The 21185-nt window shown below is 58.9% G+C and carries 16 protein-coding genes and 1 pseudogene; 10 read left to right on the forward strand and 7 right to left on the reverse strand.

Translation table 11 applies throughout. The features are described 5' to 3' along the window. Positions 1 to 47 precede the first annotated feature (47 nt). Positions 48 to 305, forward strand: a pseudogene (locus M5G26_RS03125) (DUF2442 domain-containing protein); the annotation flags it as partial. Positions 306 to 312: 7 nt separating this feature from the next. Here M5G26_RS03125 and M5G26_RS03130 read toward each other — a convergent pair. After that, positions 313 to 1389, reverse strand: coding sequence for a DUF748 domain-containing protein (locus M5G26_RS03130; RefSeq protein WP_273914414.1), 1077 nt, complete (start codon positions 1387 to 1389; stop codon positions 313 to 315). A 127-nt stretch (positions 1390 to 1516) separates the two neighbouring features. Between M5G26_RS03130 and cysK the strand changes: the two genes are divergently transcribed. Then, positions 1517 to 2491: a cysteine synthase A gene (gene cysK / locus M5G26_RS03135; RefSeq protein ID WP_095119080.1), complete on the forward strand. Its 975-nt coding sequence runs from the start codon at positions 1517 to 1519 to the stop codon at positions 2489 to 2491. A 184-nt stretch (positions 2492 to 2675) separates the two neighbouring features. Next, positions 2676 to 3614, forward strand: coding sequence for an aspartyl/asparaginyl beta-hydroxylase domain-containing protein (locus M5G26_RS03140; RefSeq protein ID WP_038358439.1), 939 nt, complete (start codon positions 2676 to 2678; stop codon positions 3612 to 3614). 57 nt (positions 3615 to 3671) lie between these two features. Here M5G26_RS03140 and M5G26_RS03145 read toward each other — a convergent pair whose 3' ends face one another. Both M5G26_RS03145 and M5G26_RS03150 read right to left on the reverse strand, forming a co-directional pair. Then, positions 3672 to 3872 carry a hypothetical protein gene (locus M5G26_RS03145; protein ID WP_127926226.1) on the reverse strand — a complete coding sequence of 67 codons (201 nt, stop codon included), beginning with the start codon at positions 3870 to 3872 and terminating at the stop codon, positions 3672 to 3674. After that, positions 3869 to 4396, reverse strand: coding sequence for a hypothetical protein (locus M5G26_RS03150; protein ID WP_150730371.1), 528 nt, complete (start codon positions 4394 to 4396; stop codon positions 3869 to 3871). The genes M5G26_RS03145 and M5G26_RS03150 overlap by 4 nt, the downstream gene beginning before the upstream one ends. A gap of 450 nt (positions 4397 to 4846) precedes the next feature. On the opposite strand from M5G26_RS03150, the gene M5G26_RS03155 reads away from it, so the two are divergent. Next, on the forward strand, positions 4847 to 5710 hold the full coding sequence (locus M5G26_RS03155; protein WP_273914415.1) for a DMT family transporter: 864 nt from the start codon (positions 4847 to 4849) through the stop codon (positions 5708 to 5710). Positions 5711 to 5844: 134 nt separating this feature from the next. On the opposite strand, the gene M5G26_RS03160 is transcribed toward M5G26_RS03155, so the two are convergent. Then, complete coding sequence (locus tag M5G26_RS03160) at positions 5845 to 6753, reverse strand: DMT family transporter (protein WP_150692123.1); 909 nt, start codon at positions 6751 to 6753, stop codon at positions 5845 to 5847. An 84-nt stretch (positions 6754 to 6837) separates the two neighbouring features. Then, entirely contained in the window at positions 6838 to 8463 is a 1626-nt protein-coding gene (locus M5G26_RS03165) for a methyl-accepting chemotaxis protein (protein WP_150692124.1), read from the reverse strand. Positions 8464 to 8864: 401 nt separating this feature from the next. On the opposite strand from M5G26_RS03165, the gene aceK reads away from it, so the two are divergent. The 5 genes from aceK to M5G26_RS03190 all read left to right on the forward strand — a co-directional run bounded on the left by aceK (position 8865) and on the right by M5G26_RS03190 (position 17198). Next, positions 8865 to 10586 (forward strand): bifunctional isocitrate dehydrogenase kinase/phosphatase, encoded by a 1722-nt coding sequence (aceK, locus tag M5G26_RS03170; RefSeq protein WP_007918081.1) that lies wholly within the window; start codon positions 8865 to 8867, stop codon positions 10584 to 10586. Between the two features lie 274 nt (positions 10587 to 10860). Further along, complete coding sequence (gene hrpA / locus M5G26_RS03175) at positions 10861 to 14772, forward strand: ATP-dependent RNA helicase HrpA (RefSeq protein WP_273914416.1); 3912 nt, start codon at positions 10861 to 10863, stop codon at positions 14770 to 14772. Positions 14773 to 15094: 322 nt separating this feature from the next. Next, the gene (locus M5G26_RS03180) at positions 15095 to 16216 is read left to right on the forward strand and encodes a beta-ketoacyl-ACP synthase III (RefSeq protein ID WP_273914417.1); all 1122 of its coding nucleotides are present in this window, start codon (positions 15095 to 15097) and stop codon (positions 16214 to 16216) included. A 137-nt stretch (positions 16217 to 16353) separates the two neighbouring features. Then, on the forward strand, positions 16354 to 16965 hold the full coding sequence (locus M5G26_RS03185; RefSeq protein ID WP_273914418.1) for an RNA polymerase sigma factor: 612 nt from the start codon (positions 16354 to 16356) through the stop codon (positions 16963 to 16965). After that, positions 16959 to 17198 (forward strand): anti-sigma factor family protein, encoded by a 240-nt coding sequence (locus M5G26_RS03190; RefSeq protein ID WP_273914419.1) that lies wholly within the window; start codon positions 16959 to 16961, stop codon positions 17196 to 17198. The genes M5G26_RS03185 and M5G26_RS03190 overlap by 7 nt, the downstream gene beginning before the upstream one ends. Positions 17199 to 17469: 271 nt before the next feature. Here the strand turns inward: M5G26_RS03190 and M5G26_RS03195 are convergent, their stop codons facing one another. After that, on the reverse strand, positions 17470 to 18792 hold the full coding sequence (locus tag M5G26_RS03195) for a putative porin (RefSeq protein ID WP_007914428.1): 1323 nt from the start codon (positions 18790 to 18792) through the stop codon (positions 17470 to 17472). Positions 18793 to 19075: 283 nt separating this feature from the next. Between M5G26_RS03195 and M5G26_RS03200 the strand changes: the two genes are divergently transcribed. Continuing rightward, the gene (locus tag M5G26_RS03200; protein WP_273914420.1) at positions 19076 to 20200 is read left to right on the forward strand and encodes a GNAT family N-acetyltransferase; all 1125 of its coding nucleotides are present in this window, start codon (positions 19076 to 19078) and stop codon (positions 20198 to 20200) included. 111 nt (positions 20201 to 20311) lie between these two features. On the opposite strand, the gene aqpZ is transcribed toward M5G26_RS03200, so the two are convergent. After that, the gene (gene aqpZ / locus M5G26_RS03205) at positions 20312 to 21007 is read right to left on the reverse strand and encodes an aquaporin Z (RefSeq protein ID WP_273914422.1); all 696 of its coding nucleotides are present in this window, start codon (positions 21005 to 21007) and stop codon (positions 20312 to 20314) included. Between the last annotated feature and the right edge of the window lie 178 nt (positions 21008 to 21185).

Below are 21185 nucleotides of genomic sequence, written 5' to 3' on the forward strand. Positions count from 1 at the left end.
CCGCTGGGCTGCAAAGCCGTCCCCATCTGCCCGGAGGCGCTGAATTGGTGTTATCCATGAAACGACCACGCTTGGCGGCAGTTACTGCGCTCTCTGATAGTCGGCTTGCACTCTGCTTTGTTGATGGTCGCGCGCTGACACTCGATTTGAGTCGAGATATTCAAACGTATAAGCAGTTGCAGCCCTTGCTTGATCCCCAAGTCTTTGCGACTGCCATCTTGGGCGATAACGGTTGGACCGTTGAATGGCCGGCCCCGGATATTCAGATTGGCGCCGATACTCTATATCTGGATGCTTTTCCAGAAATGAACCCTAACCCGCATCAGGCTTCGGCCGCTCATAGCGGGCATTGAATGCCTGGACGAAGCCATTGCGCAAAATCTGCAAAAACGCCTCGAATGCGCTGATATTTTGCTGATGCACGTTGCCGCTGAGTTCTACCTTGGTGGCGAACTGGTTTTTCGCCTGGTTCTTCAGCACGGTTTCCGTGCCGCCCACCAATGCCTCCCAGACCGAGCGGAAGATGCTCTTGTTCTTGTTTTCCACGTCCTGCTGCCAGTTGAACACTTCGACGTCGCGCAGCAGTGGTTTGATATAGCCGTTGACCTGGGCTTTTTTGGCTTGGGCTTCGATCACCACATCACCGTGGCCGGCGTTGAAGTCGAACTTGCCGTAGGCCGAGGCGAAGTCGTTCATGCGCTTGAGTTCGATGTCTTTGGCGCGCAGACGGAATTCGAAGTCCTCGAAGTTGCTCAGAGGGTCGAACGTTGCGGTGGTTTCCAGCGGTGCGTGCCCCAGCAGCAGGGCTTTGCCTTCAAAGCGGGCGTCGCGTTTGCCCTGTTTGTCGACCACGTTGGTCAGGTTGTAGATGCTCGCGTCGACATTGGTCGCGTTCATGTTCACTGGAGGTTTTGAATTGAAGTTGCGGAAACTGATCTTGCCGTCCTGAATCTGTACTTCGTCGAGAGTGATCGGCAGCAATTTGCCCAGTTGCGCGCGCCAGTCAGTGCCCTGACCGGTCTGGGAGTTCTGCTTGTTGGCTCCGCCATCGACGAAATTGATCTCGGGATTGACGAATTTCACTTGCGCCACCACAGCATGGTCGTACCACAGCGAATGCCAGCTGACCGCCAGATCGATCAGCGGCGCGTTGACGAACGGTACCGGTACCTTGCCGTCGACCTTGACGATCTTCAGCCCATTGATCTTGTAGGCGCCGCGCCATAGGGCAAGGTCGACATCAGTGATCTGACCCCGATAATCCCCCATGTCCGCCAGCTTGCCGTTCAGGTAGTCGCGCACCATGTAGGGCAGGGCGATGTGCAGCGCGATCAGCAGCACAACGACGACGGCGAAAATCCCTAGTGGCCAACTGTAGCGACGCTTCATGACGGCAATTCCCTGACGATGTAAGCGATTGACTGTTACGTCGCGCAGACGTTCGACCCGACTGGACTGTGATGGGCAACAGGCATACCTTTGAAGGCTGAATTCAATGCTGCATAAGGACCCAGCCATGAGCCGTATTTTCGCTGACAACGCCCATTCCATCGGTAATACGCCGCTGGTGCAGATCAATCGCATTGCGCCACGTGGCGTGACCATTCTGGCCAAGATCGAGGGGCGCAACCCCGGATATTCGGTCAAGTGCCGGATCGGCGCCAACATGATCTGGGACGCCGAAAGCAGCGGCAAACTCAAACCGGGCATGACCATTGTCGAGCCGACGTCGGGTAACACGGGGATCGGTCTGGCCTTCGTTGCTGCTGCCCGTGGTTACAAATTGATGCTGACCATGCCGGCCTCAATGAGCATCGAACGCCGTAAAGTCCTCAAGGCTCTGGGCGCCGAACTGGTGTTGACCGAGCCGGCCAAGGGCATGAAAGGCGCTATCGAGAAAGCCGCTGAAATCGTTGCCAGCGATGCTGACAAGTACTTTATGCCATCGCAGTTCGATAACCCGGCCAACCCGGCGATTCACGAAAAAACCACCGGTCCGGAAATCTGGAACGACACCGATGGTGCGGTGGATGTACTGGTGGCCGGCGTCGGCACCGGCGGAACCATCACGGGCGTTTCACGGTATATCAAGAATACCCAGGGCAAACCGATCCTGTCTGTGGCGGTGGAACCGGTTTCCTCGCCGGTGATCAGCCAGGCGCTGGCGGGCGAAGAGATCAAACCGAGCCCGCACAAGATTCAGGGGATCGGTGCCGGTTTTGTGCCGAAGAACCTGGATCTGTCGATGGTCGACCGGGTCGAGCAGGTCACCGACGACGAATCCAAGGCCATGGCGCTGCGCTTGATGCAGGAAGAAGGGATTTTGTGCGGCATCTCCTGCGGTGCAGCGATGGCGGTAGCAGTGCGTCTGGCGGAGACGCCGGAAATGCAGGGCAAGACTATCGTGGTGATTCTGCCTGACTCGGGTGAGCGTTATCTGTCGAGCATGTTGTTCAGCGATCTGTTCACTGAACAGGAGACTCAGCAGTAATCCAGTTGATTCAGGTCAGCCAGGGTTCAGGATCGTTATGCTAATAAATGCTTTGTTGCGCAATTCTTAACACTGAATCTTGTGTAAGGCGGGTTTTGCCCGGCGCCGGTAGTGTTTATCATGGCCGGCTGCCATGCCGGGTAAAGGGCGTTGCGCAGCGTTGTCTTTATTCAAGGAGTTGTTGATGACCTTTTCGTTTGCCGCCAAGGCGTTTGTGCTGCTGCTCTTTCTGGGCAGCACGCTCTATGTGCATTTGCGCGGCAAGGCGCGTTTGCCGGTTCTGCGTCAGTTCGTCAACCACTCGGCGCTGTTCGCTCCGTATAACGCCTTGATGTACCTGTTTTCCGGCGTGCCGTCGAAGCCGTACCTGGATCGCAGCAAATTCCCGGAACTGGATGTGCTGCGCGACAACTGGGAAACCATTCGCGACGAGGCCATGCACCTGTTCGACGAAGGCTATATTCGCGCGGCGGAAAAGAACAACGACGCCGGTTTCGGCTCGTTCTTCAAAAAGGGCTGGAAGCGGTTCTACCTCAAGTGGTACGACAAACCGCTGCCATCGGCTGAAACCCTGTGCCCTAAAACCGTGGCGCTGGTCAGTGCGATTCCCAACGTGAAAGGCGCGATGTTCGCGCTGTTGCCGGGTGGCAGCCACTTGAACCCGCATCGTGATCCGTTCGCCGGCTCCCTGCGTTATCACCTCGGCTTGTCGACGCCGAACTCCGACGATTGCCGGATTTTTGTCGATGGTCAGGTTTACGCCTGGCGTGACGGCGAAGACGTGATGTTCGACGAAACCTACGTGCACTGGGTCAAGAACGAAACCGACCAAACCCGCGTGATCCTGTTCTGCGACGTCGAGCGTCCGCTGAGCAACCGCCTCATGACCCGCATCAACCGCTCGATCAGCGCCTGGCTCGGCCGTGCCACCGCACCGCAGAACCTTGACGACGAGCGCGTCGGCGGGATCAATCAGGCCTACGCCTGGAGCAAGAGCTTCAGCGACAAATTCAGCGGCGTGGTCAAACAGTGGAAACGCCGTCATCCGAAGGCCTACCGCGTGATGCGGCCGGTGCTGGCGGTGGTGGTGTTGACGTTGTTGGGGTATTGGCTGTTTGGTTAAGGCTGGATGTTGTAATAAAAAACCGCTCCTTGTGAGCGGTTTTTTATTGCCTGCGAATCAGCGCCGTCCAGCGAGAACGTTGGGTTCATCTACGTCAATGCCATCGACAAGAACCTGCAGAAATCGTTGCTGGTTGGTGGATAACACTAAATCCCCCAGCTTTTCATCGGCTTTGCGTGATCCCTTTTTCGAGGGGGCTCGTTTAACAACCTTACGCATTTTTTTGCCCTCGCTGATCATTAATTGAACAGTTTTCACAATACTTTACCCTCCACTGCGAGCACAAGCCGGCCATCCAAATCAAATGTGAAGCCGAGCTGTCTATATTTCGGAATGGCTCCTTGCATGGGCTCCTGAACTTCAATCAATCTGCTGCCAATAATTTGGGCAAATTCGTCAATGGCCAGCATCGCCAACGCCGCGATACGGTTTTTAAGTGGATGCGCTTCCCCTGGCCTTCCCTCTAGTCGCACGATTCGAATTCGCTGACGGCTATTGTTTGGAATGACAAAACACAGCCCGCAGAGCTCTTGTTCAAACCAGATCGCGACATCCAGAGACAAGGGTTCTCGGGTCTTCCAGGTGACGACATCTCCCCAGGAAAAATGCGGGTTATCCCAAAGCTCAAAAGCACTCATTGCCTGAGCATCGATGGCTTCGAAGCGTACTTTCGAAAAGTCTGCTCCCTCATGAAAAAGCATTTTCTTGGTGGTGATACTAGCCGCCTTTCTCGCCTCTGACCGATACAACTGATAGCGCAGATAACTCCGTTCCCTTGGCATATGATTTCGAGCATTCCATGTCTCCCCATCGATAGGTGTAGCCGTTGCTCAACAGCCTATTCAGCTCCCATGTATCCGTCGCTACTGGCCCTTTGTCCAAATCATTGCAATCCATGTCCCACGCTGGTTATAGTCGGCGCACGTGAGTCGTATGCCTCACCCTCCAACCCTTCAAAAAAGATCTGCGCAAATGCCTGCATCCCTCATCAACGCGGTAGTCGATTCAGCGGTCAACGCTGGCGTCGTGCCGTGCGGGAATCAGCAGCCCAAGCAGATCAGTCATTACCCCCCACCTGTCAGTAGCACGCCGGTGTGCGCAGTCGTATCACCGCCGGGCGTTGGCGTTTCGGGCTGATCGGCAGTTTCTGCTGACCCCTGCGCCCGCCAGAAAAACCTACTGAATTTCAGCTTCGGCTGAGTTGGCTTCTTGCCTGACTACAGGTGGTATTCATGTTTGTCCTGTCGAAAAAATCCGCGCTCGCGGCGGCGTCCACGAGCCTGTTCGTTCTGCTGTGGAGCAGCGGCGCGATCTTCTCCAAATGGGGCCTGGCCCACGCTTCGCCGTTTGCCTTTCTGCTGATTCGCTTTGTGATTGCCTTGTGCGGGCTGGTGCTGCTGGCGCCGTTGCTCAAGTTGAAGTTGCCCAAGGGCGGCCGGCCGATGTTGTTTGCGATTGCCACGGGCGTGGTGTTGTTGGGGGCCTATCAGATTTTCTATCTACTGGCGCTCAACACCAAAGTCACCCCGGGGGTGATGGCGACCATCATGGGCGTGCAGCCGATTCTCACCGTGGTCTTGATGGAGCGGCAGCGCTCGGCGAGCCGGATGTTCGGTCTGGCCCTAGGGCTGGCGGGGCTGATCATGGTGGTTTACCAAGGCATCGGTCTGGCCGGGATGTCTTGGGCGGGGATGCTGTTCGGGTTGCTGGCGCTGGTGAGCATGACGCTGGGCTCGATCATGCAGAAACGCATCACCGACAATCCCCTCGGCACACTGCCGGTGCAGTATCTGGCCGGGCTGTTGTTGTGCGGGATTTTCGTGCCGTTTCAGCCGTTCCACTTTGAACACAGCACTGGTTTTATCGTGCCGGTGCTGTGGATGGGGCTGGTGGTGTCGGTGCTGGCGACGCTGTTGCTGTATCGGCTGATCGCGCGGGGCAATCTGGTGAATGTCACCAGCCTGTTCTACCTGGTGCCAGCGGTGACGGCGGTGATGGACTATCTGATTTTCGGCAATCGCCTGGCGGCGTTGAGTGTGCTGGGAATGTTGTTGATCATCATCGGTCTGGCGTTTGTGTTCCGTAAAACCAACTAGTCGATAGACAGGCGGCGGTTGTCGCGCCGCCTTCGCGAGCAGGTCGAATCGTCGCTCCGTCGCTCCCACACTGGAATGCATTCCCCTGTAGGAGTGAGCCTGCTCGCGATAGCCATTTCAGCAGCGCCAGAAGTCTAGCGGGCTGTCACCTGCGAAGGTTTCACCGCCGCCGGCTTCAACACCAGCCACAACGCCAGCGCAATCAACACCCCGCCGTAGATATGCGCCATCGACAACGGCTCATCCAGCAACAACGCCCCCCACAACACGCCGAACGGCGGGATCATGAAGGTCACGGTCATCGACTTCACCGGACCGATCGAGCTGAGCAGGCGGAAGTAGATGATGTAGGCAAACGCCGTGCAACCCAGGCCCAGGCCCAGCAGCGACAGCCAGACATTCCAGCCACCCCAACTGACCGGCGGCGCGGTGATCACGCTATAGCCGAACAGCGGCAACAGGAACAACGTTGCGCCGAGCATGCTGCCCAGTGCCGACAGACGACTGTCCAGCCCGCCGGCCTGATCGAGCCAACGGCGCGCGAGGAAACCGGCAAAGCCATAGCAAGTGGTCGCCAGCAGGCAGGCAAGGGCGCCCAGCAACAGTTGCATGTCAAATGCCACGGGGCCGGCGCGGGTCAGCACGCCAACGCCTAACAGGCCGAGGAACACCCCGCCCAGTTTGGCTGCGGTGAGTTTTTCACTGAAGAACAACCCGCCAATCAGCACGCCCATCAGCGGCGTGGTGGCATTGAAAATCGCCGAATAGCCGGCTGGCAGTACCTGAGCGGCGACCGAATACAGCGTCGCCGGAATCCCCGAGTTGATCACGCCCAGCAGCATCACGGTTTTCAGTTTGCCTTTGAAATCCCAGCGCACGCGCATCAGTCCGAGGATCACCAGCAGGCCAACGGCCGCAATCGATACGCGAAAGAACCCGGTCGGAATCGTGCCGATCGCTGGCGCGATAATGCGCATGAACAGAAAACTCGCGCCCCAGATGGCCGCCAGCGACAACATACGGAAAATATCGACAGGGCTCACGGCGGGTCTCCTTCCTTGATCGGGACGAGAGTGTTGCCGAGCGCCCTGACGATGGCAACCGCTATTCGGGCATTCAACTTTTGCTCAGATCACAAAGCGTGTGACCAGGCCGTTGAGATCGACCGCCAGACGCGACAATTCCTGGCTCGCGGCCGAGGTCTGAGTCGCCCCTGCGGCGGTCTGGGTCGAGAGGTCACGGATGGTCACCAGATTCTGATCGACCTCACGCGCCACCAAAGCCTGCTGCTCGGCCGCGCTGGCGATCACCAGATTGCGTTGGTTGATCTGCGAGATCGACGCGGTGATTTTCTCCAGCGCCTGGCCCGCGCTGTTGGCTCGGCGCAACGTCTGGCCAGCCTGCTCGGCACTGCTCTGCAACGCACCCACTGTTGCCCCGGTGCCTTGCTGGATGCTGCTGATCATCAGCTCGATTTCTTCGGTGGAATTCTGTGTGCGTTGTGCCAGCGAACGCACTTCGTCGGCGACCACGGCAAAACCGCGCCCGGCTTCACCGGCGCGTGCCGCTTCGATTGCCGCATTGAGCGCCAGCAGATTGGTCTGCCCGGCAATCCCGCGAATCACCTCCAGCACTTTACTGATGTCCTGCGCCTGAGTGGCCAGGCCCTCGGCTTGTTCGGAAGCACCGAGTACGGCATCGACCAGCTCCTGAATCGAACTGATGGTTTCGCTGACCTGCACGTGGCCGTGCTTGCTGTCCTCGTTCGACGCGGCAGACGCCTCGGCGCTGGACACCGCGTTTGCAGCGACTTCGTCCACCGCCGTGCTCATCTCGGTGACTGCTGTAGCGGCTTGTTCGATCTGATCGTTCTGCTGTTGCAGGCCGCGGGTGCTTTGCTCCATCACCGAACTCATTTCCTCGGCCGCGGACGCCAATTGCTGCGCCGATTCGCTGATACCGCGAATGGTCGAGCGCAGATTGCCCTGCATCTCGGCCAAGGCGTCGAGCAGATGCGCAGCCTCATCTTTACCGGTGCTGACGATCTGGCCGCTGAGGTCGCCGGCGGCAATGCGTCGTGCCACGTCCAGTGCCTGATTGATCGGGGTGGTGATGCTGCGGGTCAACTGCCAGGCCAACAGCAGCGTGGCAATCAGGGCAATCACGATGATCGAGGCGACGATCCACAATGCCCGTTGGTACATCGCTGCGGCGGCATCGGCGGCGGCGTCGGCACCTTGCTGATTGAACGCGATCATCTGCTCAAGGGTTTTGTCGAGCAGCGTTCCCTGCGGCGCCAGTTCATTGTTAAGCCGCGTGTAGGCCTGTTCACTTTGTCCGGCGTCGATCTGGCCGATGATCTGTTCGAGAATGCTCATGTACTTGGCGGTGTTGGCATTCAAGCCATCGAGCATCAGCCGTTCTTCTTCGCTGGTGAGCAGGGCTTTGTGATCGGCGAGGCGCTTGAGCAGTTCTTCGCGCTGCGCCTTGATGATGCCTTTGCTTCTGTCGCGCACAGCAGACTGGGTGCTGGTGATCAGGCGCAAGGATTCAAGACGGATGCTGGCGATATTCGCCGCCGCGTCATGAATGCTTTCGATACTCGGCATCCACGACTCTTCGATCACTGCCGCACTTTCGCGCAGGGTTTTCATTTGGCCCAGACCGAACAGGCCGACCACCACCAGCAGACTGGCCAAAACGGCAAAGCTCAAACTGGCGCGCAAACCTATGCGCAGATTCCGGATAGACATCAGTGTGCTCCTTGATCTTTGAAGGGGGGGGGAGGTCGTCCTCGTCAGCGAGGATCTTGTTATGAGGCGGGTGATGGCGGGCTGTATATCAAAGTGCCACTATTTTGGTAAGACCAATCTGGCGTCGTCGCTGACGTTGCGTGAATTCGCAGCAAAGCCACGGACTAGACGCATCAGTGCTGTATTGGATACGAAGCCCAGAGAATTCGCGGGCTGGCGCAGGACGAGAGGAAGAACCACTCAGGCGGTTAACTGACCGAACGGTCGATTAAAAAAACTTTGCTGAAAACTGTGTCGCTGTACAACCCTGACGCGGATTTGGCAGAAATTGCACTTCACGCGCGCACGCTTGCGTGGCTAAGCTCAGGCACAGATTTCCCATGCACGCAGAGGTCTCATCTATGCCGCAGCAATGGCCAGCCACCGACATCGCCCGCATGATCCTCGATGGCTTCGACGATTATCGCGAGCATTTCCGGCGGATCACCGATGGCGCCCGGGAACGCTTCGAGCAGGCACGCTGGCAGGAGACGCAAACGGCGTCGGCGGCGCGGATCAATCTCTATGAAGAAAAGGTCGGCGAAACCATCGCCCGTCTGCGCGAATACTTCGACGACGAAACGCTGATGAATGTCAGCTGCTGGCCGCTGGTGAAAAGCGCCTACATCAGCGTCATCGACCTGCGCTTCGACGATGAGCTGTCCGAGACCTGGTACAACTCGATTTTCTGCGGGCTGTTCAGCCACGACCTGATCAGCGACGGCTGCATGTTCATCCACACCACGCGCCCGAGCCTGCGCCGTGCTCGCGCTGCGCAAACCCGCACATACAAGCCGCAGGGACAACTGTCGGGGATGCTCGCGAGCATTTTTGCCGATTACCGTTTCAGTGAGGATTACGCCGATTTGCCGGGTGACTTGCGCCGGCTCGAAGCGCAACTGCGCGAGAACCTGCCGGACTGGGTGTGCAAAGACCCGGAACTCAGCGTCGAGCTGTTTTCCTCGGTGCTCTACCGCAACAAGGGCGCGTATCTGGTCGGGCGCATCTACACCCGTGACGAGCAATGGCCGCTGGTGATTCCGCTGCTGCACCGCGAAGGGCGCGGGATTCAGATCGACGCGCTGATCACCGACGAAGCCGACGTGTCGATCATCTTCTCGTTCACCCGTTCGTATTTCATGGTCGACGTGCCGGTGCCGGCGGAATTCATCGGTTTCCTGCGGCGCATCTTGCCGGGCAAGCACATCGCCGAGTTGTACACCTCGATCGGTTTCTACAAGCACGGAAAATCCGAGTTCTACCGCGCGCTGATCAATCATCTGGCCAACACCGACGACCAGTTCATCATGGCGCCGGGCGTGCGCGGCATGGTCATGAGCGTGTTCACCCTGCCGGGCTTCAACACCGTGTTCAAGATCATCAAGGACCGTTTTTCGCCGTCGAAAAACGTCGACCGCGCCACGGTGATCGAGAAGTATCGGCTGGTAAAAAGTGTCGACCGGGTAGGGCGCATGGCCGATACCCAGGAGTTCGCCGACTTCCGTTTTCCGCTGAGCAAGTTCGATCCGGCGTGTCTTGAAGAACTGCTGGAGGTGGCGCCATCAACGGTGTCAGTCGAGGGCGACACGGTGCTGATCCGTCACTGCTGGACCGAGCGGCGAATGACCCCGCTCAATCTGTATCTGGAGAACGCCAACGACGCGCAGGTGCGCGAGGCGCTGGAGGATTACGGCCTGGCGATCAAGCAACTGGCGGCGGCGAACATCTTTCCCGGCGACATGCTGCTGAAGAATTTTGGCGTCACCCGGCATGGGCGTGTGGTGTTTTATGACTACGACGAAATCTGTTTTCTGACGGAGGCCAACTTCCGCCACATCCCTGCGCCGCGTACGCCGGAGGACGAGATGGCTTCGGAGCCGTGGTATTCGATCGGGCCGCTGGATGTGTTTCCCGAGGAATTTCCGCCGTTTCTGTTTGCTGATTCGGGGCAGCGCAAGTTGTTCGACCAGTTGCATGGCGAGTTGTATAACGCTGATTACTGGAAGAGTTTGCAGGAGGCGATTCGGGCGGGGAAGGTGATTGATGTCTTTCCTTATCGGCGTAAAGGACTCGACAACGAGTAGCTCTTTTAAAAGCCCCTCACCCCAGCCCTCTCCCGGAGGGAGAGGGGGCCGACCGAGGTGTCTTGGGTCAAACGCCGACCTGAAAGATTTTGGCGATTGTGGATTCGGTAAAGTAATTTCAGGTCGGTGAATACCTTCAGCATCCCCCGGTCGGTTCCCTCTCCCTTTGGGAGAGGGCTAGGGTGAGGGCAGCAATCCCCCTGACACGCCACAAATCCCCCAAATCTGCGACAATCCGCCCCCTGCACATATAGACGACCGAATTGCCTACCCGATGACCGACGAATCGCCCTCCATCGACAAACTGCTAAAAAACCTCGATCACGCCATGCTCGCCGACCGTCACCGGCTGCGGCGGCAGTTGCTTGAGCTGCGCAAGAAACCCGACGAGGCCAAACTGGCCCAGTGGGTGACGCGCATGCAGGCGTCCTGTGATCAGGTGCTGGCGCGCCGTGCCAGCCTGCCGGTGATTCGTTACGACGACAGTCTGCCGATCGCGGCCAAGCGCGACGAGATCAAAAAGGCGCTGGAAAAACACCAGGTGCTGATCATCGCCGGCGAAACCGGCTCGGGCAAAACCACCCAGTTGCCAAAAATCTGTCTGGAAATCGGTCGCGGTCAGCACGGTCTGATCGGCCACACCCAGCCACGTCGAATCGCTGCACGCAGCGTCGCCAGCCGGGTCGCCGAAGAACTCGCTACGCCGCTCGGTGCGCTGGTCGGCTATCAGGTGCGTTTCGAGGATCAAAGCGATTCCAACACCCTGATCAAACTGATGACCGACGGCATCCTGCTCGCGGAAACCCAGAATGATCGCTACCTCGAACGCTACGACACGATCATCGTCGACGAAGCCCACGAACGCAGTCTCAATATCGATTTCCTGCTCGGTTACCTGAAAACCCTGCTGCCGCGTCGTCCGGATCTGAAAGTCATCATCACCTCGGCGACCATCGATCTGGAGCGTTTCTCCAAGCACTTCGATGACGCGCCGATTGTTGAAGTATCCGGTCGTACCTTCCCGGTGGACACCTGGTATCGCCCGCTGACGCTGGAGCAGGACGAAGAGGGCAACCGTGTCGAGGATGACCTGACGGTGGATCAGGCGATCCTCGCCACCCTCGATGAAATTGCCGCGTACGAACGCAGCGAGCGCCGCAGTCCCGGTGATGTGCTGGTGTTCCTGCCCGGCGAGCGCGAGATTCGCGACGCCGCCGACATGCTGCGCAAGGCGCAACTCAAGCACACTGAAATTCTGCCGTTGTACGCGCGCTTGTCGCCGGCCGAGCAGCAGCGGATTTTCCAGTCGCACCCGGGCCGTCGCGTGGTGCTGGCGACCAACGTTGCCGAGACTTCGCTGACCGTGCCGGGCATCCGTTACGTGATCGACAGCGGCACCGCGCGCATCAGCCGTTACAGCTATCGCGCCAAGGTTCAGCGTCTGCCGATCGAAGCGATTTCCCAGGCCAGTGCCAACCAGCGTAAAGGTCGCTGCGGCCGGGTCGAGCCGGGTATCTGCATTCGGTTGTACAGCGAAGAAGATTTTAATGGGCGCCCGGAATTCACCGATCCGGAGATTCTGCGCACCAACCTCGCCGCGGTTATTTTGCAGATGCTGCATCTGCGTCTCGGCGAGATCACCGCGTTCCCGTTTATCGAGCCGCCGGATGGCAAGGCGATCAGCGACGGCTTCAACCTGCTGCAAGAGCTCTCGGCGGTGGATCGCAACAGTCAGTTGACGCCGCTCGGTCGCCAGTTGGCGCGCCTGCCGGTCGACCCGCGCATGGGCCGCATGCTGCTCGAAGCGGCCAAACTCGGCAGCCTGCAGGAAGTGCTGATCGTTGCCAGTGCCATGTCGATTCAAGACCCGCGCGAGCGTCCGCCGGAGCGTCAGCAAGCTGCGGATCAGGCGCATGCACAATGGAAAGACGTTGATTCCGACTTCGCCGGACTGGTGAATCTGTGGCGCGGTTTCGAAGAGCAGCGCCAGGCGCTGACGGCCAGCCCGCTGCGCAACTGGTGCCGCAAGAACTTCCTCAACTACCTGCGTCTGCGCGAGTGGCGCGACTCCCATCGGCAGTTGAGCCTGATCTGCCGCGACATGCAGTTGAGCCTGAATAAAGAGCCGGCGGATTATCCGAAACTGCACAAAGCGGTGCTGGTCGGTTTGCTTAGCCAGATCGGCCAGAAAACCGAGGACGGCGATTACCTCGGCGCGCGTCAACGGCGTTTCTGGATTCACCCGTCTTCGGGCATCGGCAAGAAGCGTCCGCAATGGCTGATGACTGCCGAACTGGTGGAAACCACCAAGCTCTACGCGCGCATGGTCGCCAAGATCGACGCCGACTGGATCGAGCCGCTGGCCGGGCACCTGATCAAGAAAAACCATTTCGAACCGCACTGGGAGAAGAAGCGCGGCCAAGTCGTCGCGTTCGAACAGATCACCCTGTTCGGGCTGATCGTGGTCGGCCGCCGCCCGGTGCATTACGGCCCGGTGGATCCGGTGGTGTCCCGCGAGCTGTTTATTCGCGAAGGCCTGGTGCGTGGCGAAATTCAGTCGAAAGCCAAATGCCTGACCGCCAATCAGCAACTGCTGGAACAGCTCGACGAACTGGAAGCCAAGGCCCGTCGTCGCGATATTCTCGCCGACGAAGAAACCCTGTACGCGTTCTACGACGCGCGCTTGCCGGCGGAGATTCACCAGACCGCGACCTTCGACAGTTGGTATCGAGTCAACAGCCAGAAGAATCCACAGCTGCTGATCATGCGCGAAGAAGACGTGCTGGCCCGCGAGGCCAGTGAAGTCACCGCGCGCGATTACCCGGACACGCTGCACATCGGCGATCTGGAACTGGCGCTGACTTATCACTTTGAACCCAACCACCCGCGCGACGGCGTGACCCTGCGCGTGCCTGCACCGCTGCTGCCGATGCTGCCGCCGGAACGTCTGGAATGGCTGGTGCCGGGGCTGATCGAGGCCAAGTGCATCGCCCTTGTGCGCAACCTGCCGAAAGCGCTGCGCAAGAACTTCGTGCCGGTGCCGGACTTCATCAAAGCCGCGATGCAACGCATGACCTTTGCCGACGGTTCGTTGCCGCAGGCATTGGGCCGAGAATTGCTGCGCATGACCGGCGCGCGGGTCAGCGATGAGGCGTGGGCCGAAGCCGAGCAAGGCGTCGAGGGGCATCTGCGGATGAACCTGGAAATCGTCGACGGCCAGGGCAAGTTCCTCGGCGAAGGCCGCGATCTGGCCGAACTGACCGCACGGTTTGCCGAAGCCAGTCAGGCCGCGCTGGCGGTGCCGCAGAGTGCGAAAAGTCAGCAGCCGGTGGAGGCCAAGGTCTTCGCGCCGGTGGCGGAAAAGACTCAGCAGAAGATCGCCGGGCTGTCGATGACGGTGTATCCGGCGCTGGTCGAAGAGGGCGGTACGGTCAAGGAAGGGCGCTTCTCGACCCCGGCCGAGGCCGAGTTCCAGCATCGTCGAGCCTTGCAGCGGTTGTTGATGCAACAACTGGCGGAGCCGGCCAAATTCCTGCGCGGCAAGTTGCCGGGGCAGACCGAACTGGGCTTGCTTTATCGCGAGCTGGGCCGGGTCGATGCGCTGGTCGAAGACATTCTGCTGGCCAGCCTCGACAGCTGCATTCTTGAGGGTGAAGACCCGTTGCCCCGCGACGGCGCCGGGTTGGCAGCATTGGCTGAACGCAAACGCGGCAACTGGACCGAGCACGCTGAGCGCGTGGCGCGCCTGACGCTGGAGATTCTCAAGCTGTGGTACGGACTGCAGAAGCGCTTCAAGGGCAAGATCGATCTGGCGCAAGCCGTGGCGCTGAATGACATCAAGCAGCAAATCAACAATCTGGTGTATCCGGGGTTTGTCCGCGAGACGCCGATGCAGTGGCTCAAGGAGTTGCCGCGCTACCTGAAAGCGGTCGAACAGCGCTTCGAAAAACTCGGCGCGCAGGTGCAGAAGGATCGCGTCTGGAGCGGTGAGCTCGCCGGCCTCTGGGCGCAATACCAGACCCGCGCGGCGAAACATGCCCAGGAAGGCAAACGCGACCCGCAACTTGAGCTGTATCGCTGGTGGCTTGAGGAATACCGCGTGTCGCTGTTCGCCCAGCAGCTGGGCACCAAGGTCCCGATCTCCGACAAACGCCTGAACAAACAGTGGAGCCAGGTAGAACCCTGATCCCACGCCTTGTAACGATCCTGTAGGAGCTGCCGAAGGCTGCGATCCTTTGATTTTGCTTTTTACAACGTCAAGATCAAAAGATCTCAGCCTTCGGCAGCTCCTACAGGAATCGCGTTTAGAAGGAGAAAGGCGCCAAAAGTCCACGTTTATGGCAAACTTCGCGACCATAAACGCCGGTTTCGCGACCCAGAGCCTTCGGCCGTGGTGCGAGACGGAATAAAGCGATGCCAGGTTTGCGTCCCCCGGATGGGAATAGACCCTTTGTGTGTTGGTACGACGGTTCCAGCACTTTCTGCCTGAACAGATTAGAGAAACGACCATGCATAACGTCGTCATCAGCGGCACCGGCCTGTACACCCCGGCCAACAGCATCTCCAACGAAGAGCTGGTGCAGTCTTTCAATACCTACGTCGCCCAGTTCAACGCCGACAACGCCGAGGCCATTGCCAGCGGCGAAGTCCAGGCCCTGACCGAATCCAGCGCCGCATTCATCGAAAAAGCCTCGGGCATCAAGAGCCGCTTTGTCATGGACAAGGACGGCATCCTCGATCCACAACGCATGGCGCCACGCCTGCCGGAGCGTTCCAACGACGAATGGTCGGTGCTCTGCCAGATGGCCATCGGCGCCGCCGAGCAAGCCCTGCAACGCGCCGGCAAAACCGCCGCTGACATCGACGGCGTGATCGTTGCCTGCTCCAACCTGCAACGTGCCTACCCGGCCATCGCCATCGAAGTCCAGGAAGCCCTGGGCATTCAAGGCTTCGGTTTCGACATGAACGTCGCTTGCTCCTCGGCGACCTTCGGCATTCAGGCCGCGGCCAACAGCGTGCAACTGGGCCAGGCCCGGGCGATCCTGATGGTCAACCCGGAAGTCTGCACCGGTCACCTGAACTTCCGTGACCGCGACAGCCACTTCATCTTCGGTGACGCCGCCACCGCCGTGGTCATCGAACGCGCTGACACAGCGACGTCCAAACACCAGTTCGATGTGGTCAGCACCAAGCTGCTGACCAAGTTCTCCAACAACATCCGCAACAACTTCGGCTTCCTCAACCGCGCGGCGGAAGAGGGCGTCGGCGCCCGCGACAAACTGTTTGTGCAGGAAGGCCGTAAGGTGTTCAAGGATGTCTGCCCGATGGTTGCCGAGCTGATTGGCGAACACCTGGAAGAGAACCAACTCAACGTCGGCGACGTGAAGCGCTTCTGGCTGCACCAGGCCAACCTCAGCATGAACCACCTGATCGTGCGCAAACTGCTTGGCCGTGAGGCCACTGAAGAAGAAGCCCCGGTGATTCTCGATACTTACGCCAACACCAGCTCCGCAGGTTCGGTGATTGCTTTCCACAAATATCAGGACGATCTGGCGAGCGGTTCGCTGGCGGTGCTGAGTTCGTTCGGTGCTGGCTATTCGATCGGCAGCGTGATTCTGCGCAAGCGTTGAAAAGAGGTTTAATTTCCTCTTAATCGCGCCGACTTTTCCTACATCCGAATCGGCTCAAACGCTGTAATTTTTCGGAAATGGCGGCAGGTGAAGACCTGCCGCCGTCATTTTCGGAATCGGCACAAGGAAATTTTTGGATGGCGGCTAACGACACCCAACTGCTTGCGCGCCTGCTGGCCGGTGAGCAACAGGCTTTCAAGGAACTGGTGACCACGTATCAGAGCGCCATGCGCGCGGTGGCGTATGCGATTGTTGGTCAGCGTCACGTCGAAGAAGTGGTGCAGGATGCCTGGCTATCAGTGGTGCGTCACATCGGCAGCTTCGAAGGTCGCTCCAGTCTCAAGACCTGGCTGTTGACCATCACCGCTAACTCAGCGAAAAGTCGCTATAAACAGAATCGCCGGGAGGTGTTGATGGATGATCTGCCATCGCCCCATGGCACGATCGACGACGACCGCTTTTCTGCCGGTGACGGCCATTGGCTGGTCGCTCCCTTCGCCTGGCACCAGGACACCCCTGAAGCCCTGCTCACTGAAGACGAGTTGCGTGACTGTCTGGAGCACACCCTGCTGAACCTGTCGGAACTGCAAAGCAGCGTTTTGTTGTTGCGCGAACGCCAAGGGCTGGAGCTGGAGGAAATCTGTAATCTTCTGGAGATCTCGCTCTCCAATGTCCGCGTGCTGCTGCATCGGGCACGTTTGAAGGTCTTCGCGACCGTAGAACATTTTGAGGAGACAGGAGAATGTTGACCTGCAAGGAGCAAGTGGCACGATCCAGCGATTATCTCGATGGCCAGTTGAGCTTTCGGGAAAAGTGGATGGTGCGTCATCACCTGATGTTTTGCCCGAACTGCCGGCGTTTCATTCGCCAGATGCGTTTGATGCAAGCGACCTTGAAGGCGATGCCGGAACCACCGCTAGAAGGCGTCGAAGAATTGGCCGAACGCCTGGCCGAGCAACGACGAAAAGATAACCCCCTGTAGGAGCTGTCGAGTGAAACGAGGCTGCGATCTTTTGATCTTGTTTTCAGGATCAAGATCAAAAGATCGTCCGATCGCGGCCCGAGCCTTCGGCAGCTCCTACAGGGGGTTTTTGCATCCTGCAGAAATAACCCAGTGCGGGTGAAACGAACGGATGATGGGGATCGTCCCGCCCGCACCGGGCTATAAGAGAGTCAGCTGCAAGCGCCAAGTCTCAAGCTGCAAGTAATGCTTTGACTTGCAGCTTGAGGCTCGAAGCTTGCAACTGCTGTTTTTAGAACTTGGCTTCCGCATCCAGCTGCAGGGTGTTGGCGTCAGCGTCACGCTGGGTACGGCTGGCGAAGTCGGCCTTGGTCAGGAAGTACGTCGCGCCAATGGCGAAGTTCTTGTCGATGTCGTAACCGACCTTGAACTTGTGCCCACGGGAACCGGTGGTGCCGTTGGCGAAGTCGGAGTCGGTGAAGGCGCCGACTACGGCGTTGCGCTGCACGTCACGATAGTTGTAATCGAGGTTCAGGCCGAAGACTTTCGACTTGGCACCCAACAGCCACGCAGTGTCCTGATCGGTCACAGCATCGTTGTTTTTCACGTACTGGCCGTAGAACGACAGGGGCATTGGCAGACCGCCGATGTCGACCTGGCTGAACCCTTCATACAGACGGAATTCGTTGTTGGCCGAGTTGCCATTGACTGCCAGGGCGCACGGGGTGGAAGTGCCGGTGCAGCGGCTGTCTTCGTCGTTCTGGTAGGCGTAGACACTGCCGCCCAAGGTGACTTTCAGGTTGTCGGTGATGTTGAAGCGGCTACCCAACTGGCCAGCGGTCAGACGCAGGTCGTGACGGAATTGCACACCATCGCCGTCAACGTTGTCCTTGAGGTTGTAGTTACCCAGGCTGCCGAACAGTTCGGCGCTGCTGCCCAACGGGTATTTGTAAGTAACGGCCAGACCTTCCGGGTTGATGTCGCTGTCCCAGATCACGTCGCCCATGCTGACCCACGGCTGAAGCATCTTGCCGCCGATAATGTGCAGGTTCTTGATCTGGTCAGGGTGGTAGTCGATGTAGCCCAGATCCAGCCAGATCTGCTTCTTGTCGAAGTAGTTGTCCTGGTCCTGGTTGGTCGAACGGGCGTCATCGCCGCCGCCGGTGGCGATGCGGATGCCGGTGTCAACTTGCGGGTTGATCTCGGTGTAGGCACCCAGACGGGCACGGATGCGCTGACGATCCTTGTCGCGGCCGCCGTTGTTTGGCTCGCCGTCGATCTTGATGGTTTCCTGGCGGATACGCACATCGCCCTTGAACTGGGTCTTGGCCGCCCAGGCCAGTTTCTGGTCGAAGACGCTTTGTTCGTTGGTTTTCTTCGCAACAGCAGCGACTTGTTCGTTGGTCTCTTGCTGCGCCTGCTGCGCGATTTGCTGAGCCTTCTGATCCTTGGCCAGTTCAGTTTGCAGTTCGATGTACTGCGCCTGGGAAATGGAACCGTTAGCCTTGAGCATGTCGAGCAGTTTGGCGTCGACTGCAGCACTGGCCGGAACACTCATGGCCAGCAACAAGCCACCGCACAGGGCCGCCGCAGTTTTCGTGGAAGCAAGACGCATAGCAATCTCCGAAGATGAGAGGGGATGGCTGAACCATCCGGGGCACAACCGACGGTTTGAGCGTCGGAAAACAGTGTCCGGGTAGAACCCGGCGCTCTAAAAACAGGCGCCAGTATCGCGATGGTTTATGACAGAGCAGTGGCACAGTGATGGCAGGTTGATGACGATATCGATTCGCCCTGAACTATTGATCTAGAGCGCTGTCGGCCGATTGCGGGTGTGCAAAGCCGCGCAATCGGCGATACTCGCCGGGCGCTGAAGTCCTGTTGTGGAGAGCTTGTTGATGCCGTTGCAACGCCTGCAAAACCTGTCGGAAATCGCCTCGGCAAGCTGGGATGCGCTGGTGCCTGAAACCCAGCCATTTCTGCGCCATGCCTTTCTCAGCGCGCTGGAAGACAGCGGCAGCGTTGGCCCCCACACCGGCTGGCAACCTGAGCATTTGCTGCACATCGAAGATGATCGACTGATCGCCGCGTTGCCCAGTTACCGCAAGTGGCATTCCTACGGCGAGTACGTGTTCGATCATGGCTGGGCCGACGCCTGCGCCCGCGCCGGCATCGATTACTACCCCAAGCTTTTGACGGCTGTGCCGTTCAGCCCGGTCTGTGGACCGCGCTTGTTGGCGGACAATGTCGAAGACGGTTTTGAACTGCTCAAGAGCCTGCCGGGCTATCTGGAGATCGAAGGGCTTTCCAGCGCGCACATCAATTTCACTGACCCATTTACCGACGCGGCGATGGCCGAACAACCGGGCTGGTTGCAGCGCATTGGCTGTCAATATCACTGGCAGAATCGCGGGTATCGCGACTTCCAGGATTTCCTCGATGTACTCAGTTCGCGCAAGCGCAAACAGATGCGCAAGGAGCGCGAGCAAGTGGCGGGGCAGGGCTTTGAGTTTGAATGGCTGGAAGGGCGCGAGCTGGACGAGGCGCAGTGGGATTTTGTCTACGCCTGCTACGCCAATACCTATGCGGTGCGGCGCCAGTCGCCGTATCTGACGCGGGAGTTTTTCAGTTTGCTGGCCGAGCGCATGCCCGAAGCGATTCGCGTGGTACTGGCTAAACAGGGCTCACGGCCCGTGGCGATGGCCTTCAGTCTGGTTGGTGGCGACAGTTTCTACGGGCGCTATTGGGGCTGTCTGGCGGAGTTCGATCGACTGCACTTCGAGACCTGTTTTTATCAGGGTATGGATTACGCGATTGCGCAGGGTTATCAGCGTTTCGATGCTGGCGCCCAGGGCGAGCACAAGCTGATTCGCGGGTTCGAACCGGTGATCACCCATTCATGGCATTACCTGCGGCATCCGGGGTTGAAAGCGGCGGTGAAAGACTTCCTGCAACAGGAACGCGCCGGCATCCTCGCCTACGCCGAAGAAGCAAAAACAGCGTTGCCCTACCGCCAAACCTAGATCCCCTGTAGGAGCTGCCGAAGGCTGCGATCTTTTGATCTTGCTTTTTTGAACATCAAGATCAAAAGATCGCAGTCTTCGCAGCTCCTACAAAGGGATCTCAGGCACCCCTCAGGTTTCTTCCTTGCCCAACCAGAGATAAATCCCGCCACCGACCACCGCACCCATCAACGGCGCGACCCAGAACAGCCACAACTGCGCAATCGCCCAGCCGCCGACCATCAATGCCGGCCCCGTGCTGCGCGCCGGATTGACCGAGGTGTTGGTGACCGGAATCGAGATCAGGTGGATCAACGTCAGGCCCAGGCCGATGGCGATCGGTGCCAGTCCTGGCGGTGCGCGTCTATCGGTGGCGCCGAGGATGATGATCACAAACATTGCGGTCATCACAAGCTCAGTGACAAACCCTGCCGCCATCGAATACTTGCCTGGCGAGTGTTCGCCATAACCGTTGGAGGCCAGGCCGGCGGCGATGTCGAAGCCCTCCTTGCCGCTGGCGATGTGGGCGATCAGCGCCGCCGCGAGAATTGCGCCGAGCACTTGAGCGATGATGTAAGCGGGTAACTCCTTGGCCGGAAACCGACCGCCGACAAACAGACCGACCGAAACGGCCGGGTTCAGATGACAGCCGCTGATGTGGCCGATGGCGAATGCCATGGTCAGCACCGTCAGACCAAACGCCAGGGCCACCCCCAGCACCCCGATTCCGAGCGGTGAAGACGCGGCGATCACTGCGCTGCCGCAACCACCCAATACCAACCAGAACGTACCCAACAACTCAGTGACTGAACGTTTGAACAGAGACATGAGAGGCGTCCTTGATAGCCCTGCTATCGAGACTGCATCGAGTTGTGCATCCTTGCAGACTTACGACAGGCTCCATTCCGGAACCTTGGCTGAGTACAGCAGGCTTTTTGCCGATTTCCAGCAGACACAAAAAAACCGCCAGCGCCCGTGGTTGGCGGGCTGTGGCGGTGATCGTTCC

The sequence above is a fragment of the Pseudomonas sp. TNT2022 ID642 genome (assembly GCF_028656995.1).
GTDB lineage: Bacteria > Pseudomonadota > Gammaproteobacteria > Pseudomonadales > Pseudomonadaceae > Aquipseudomonas.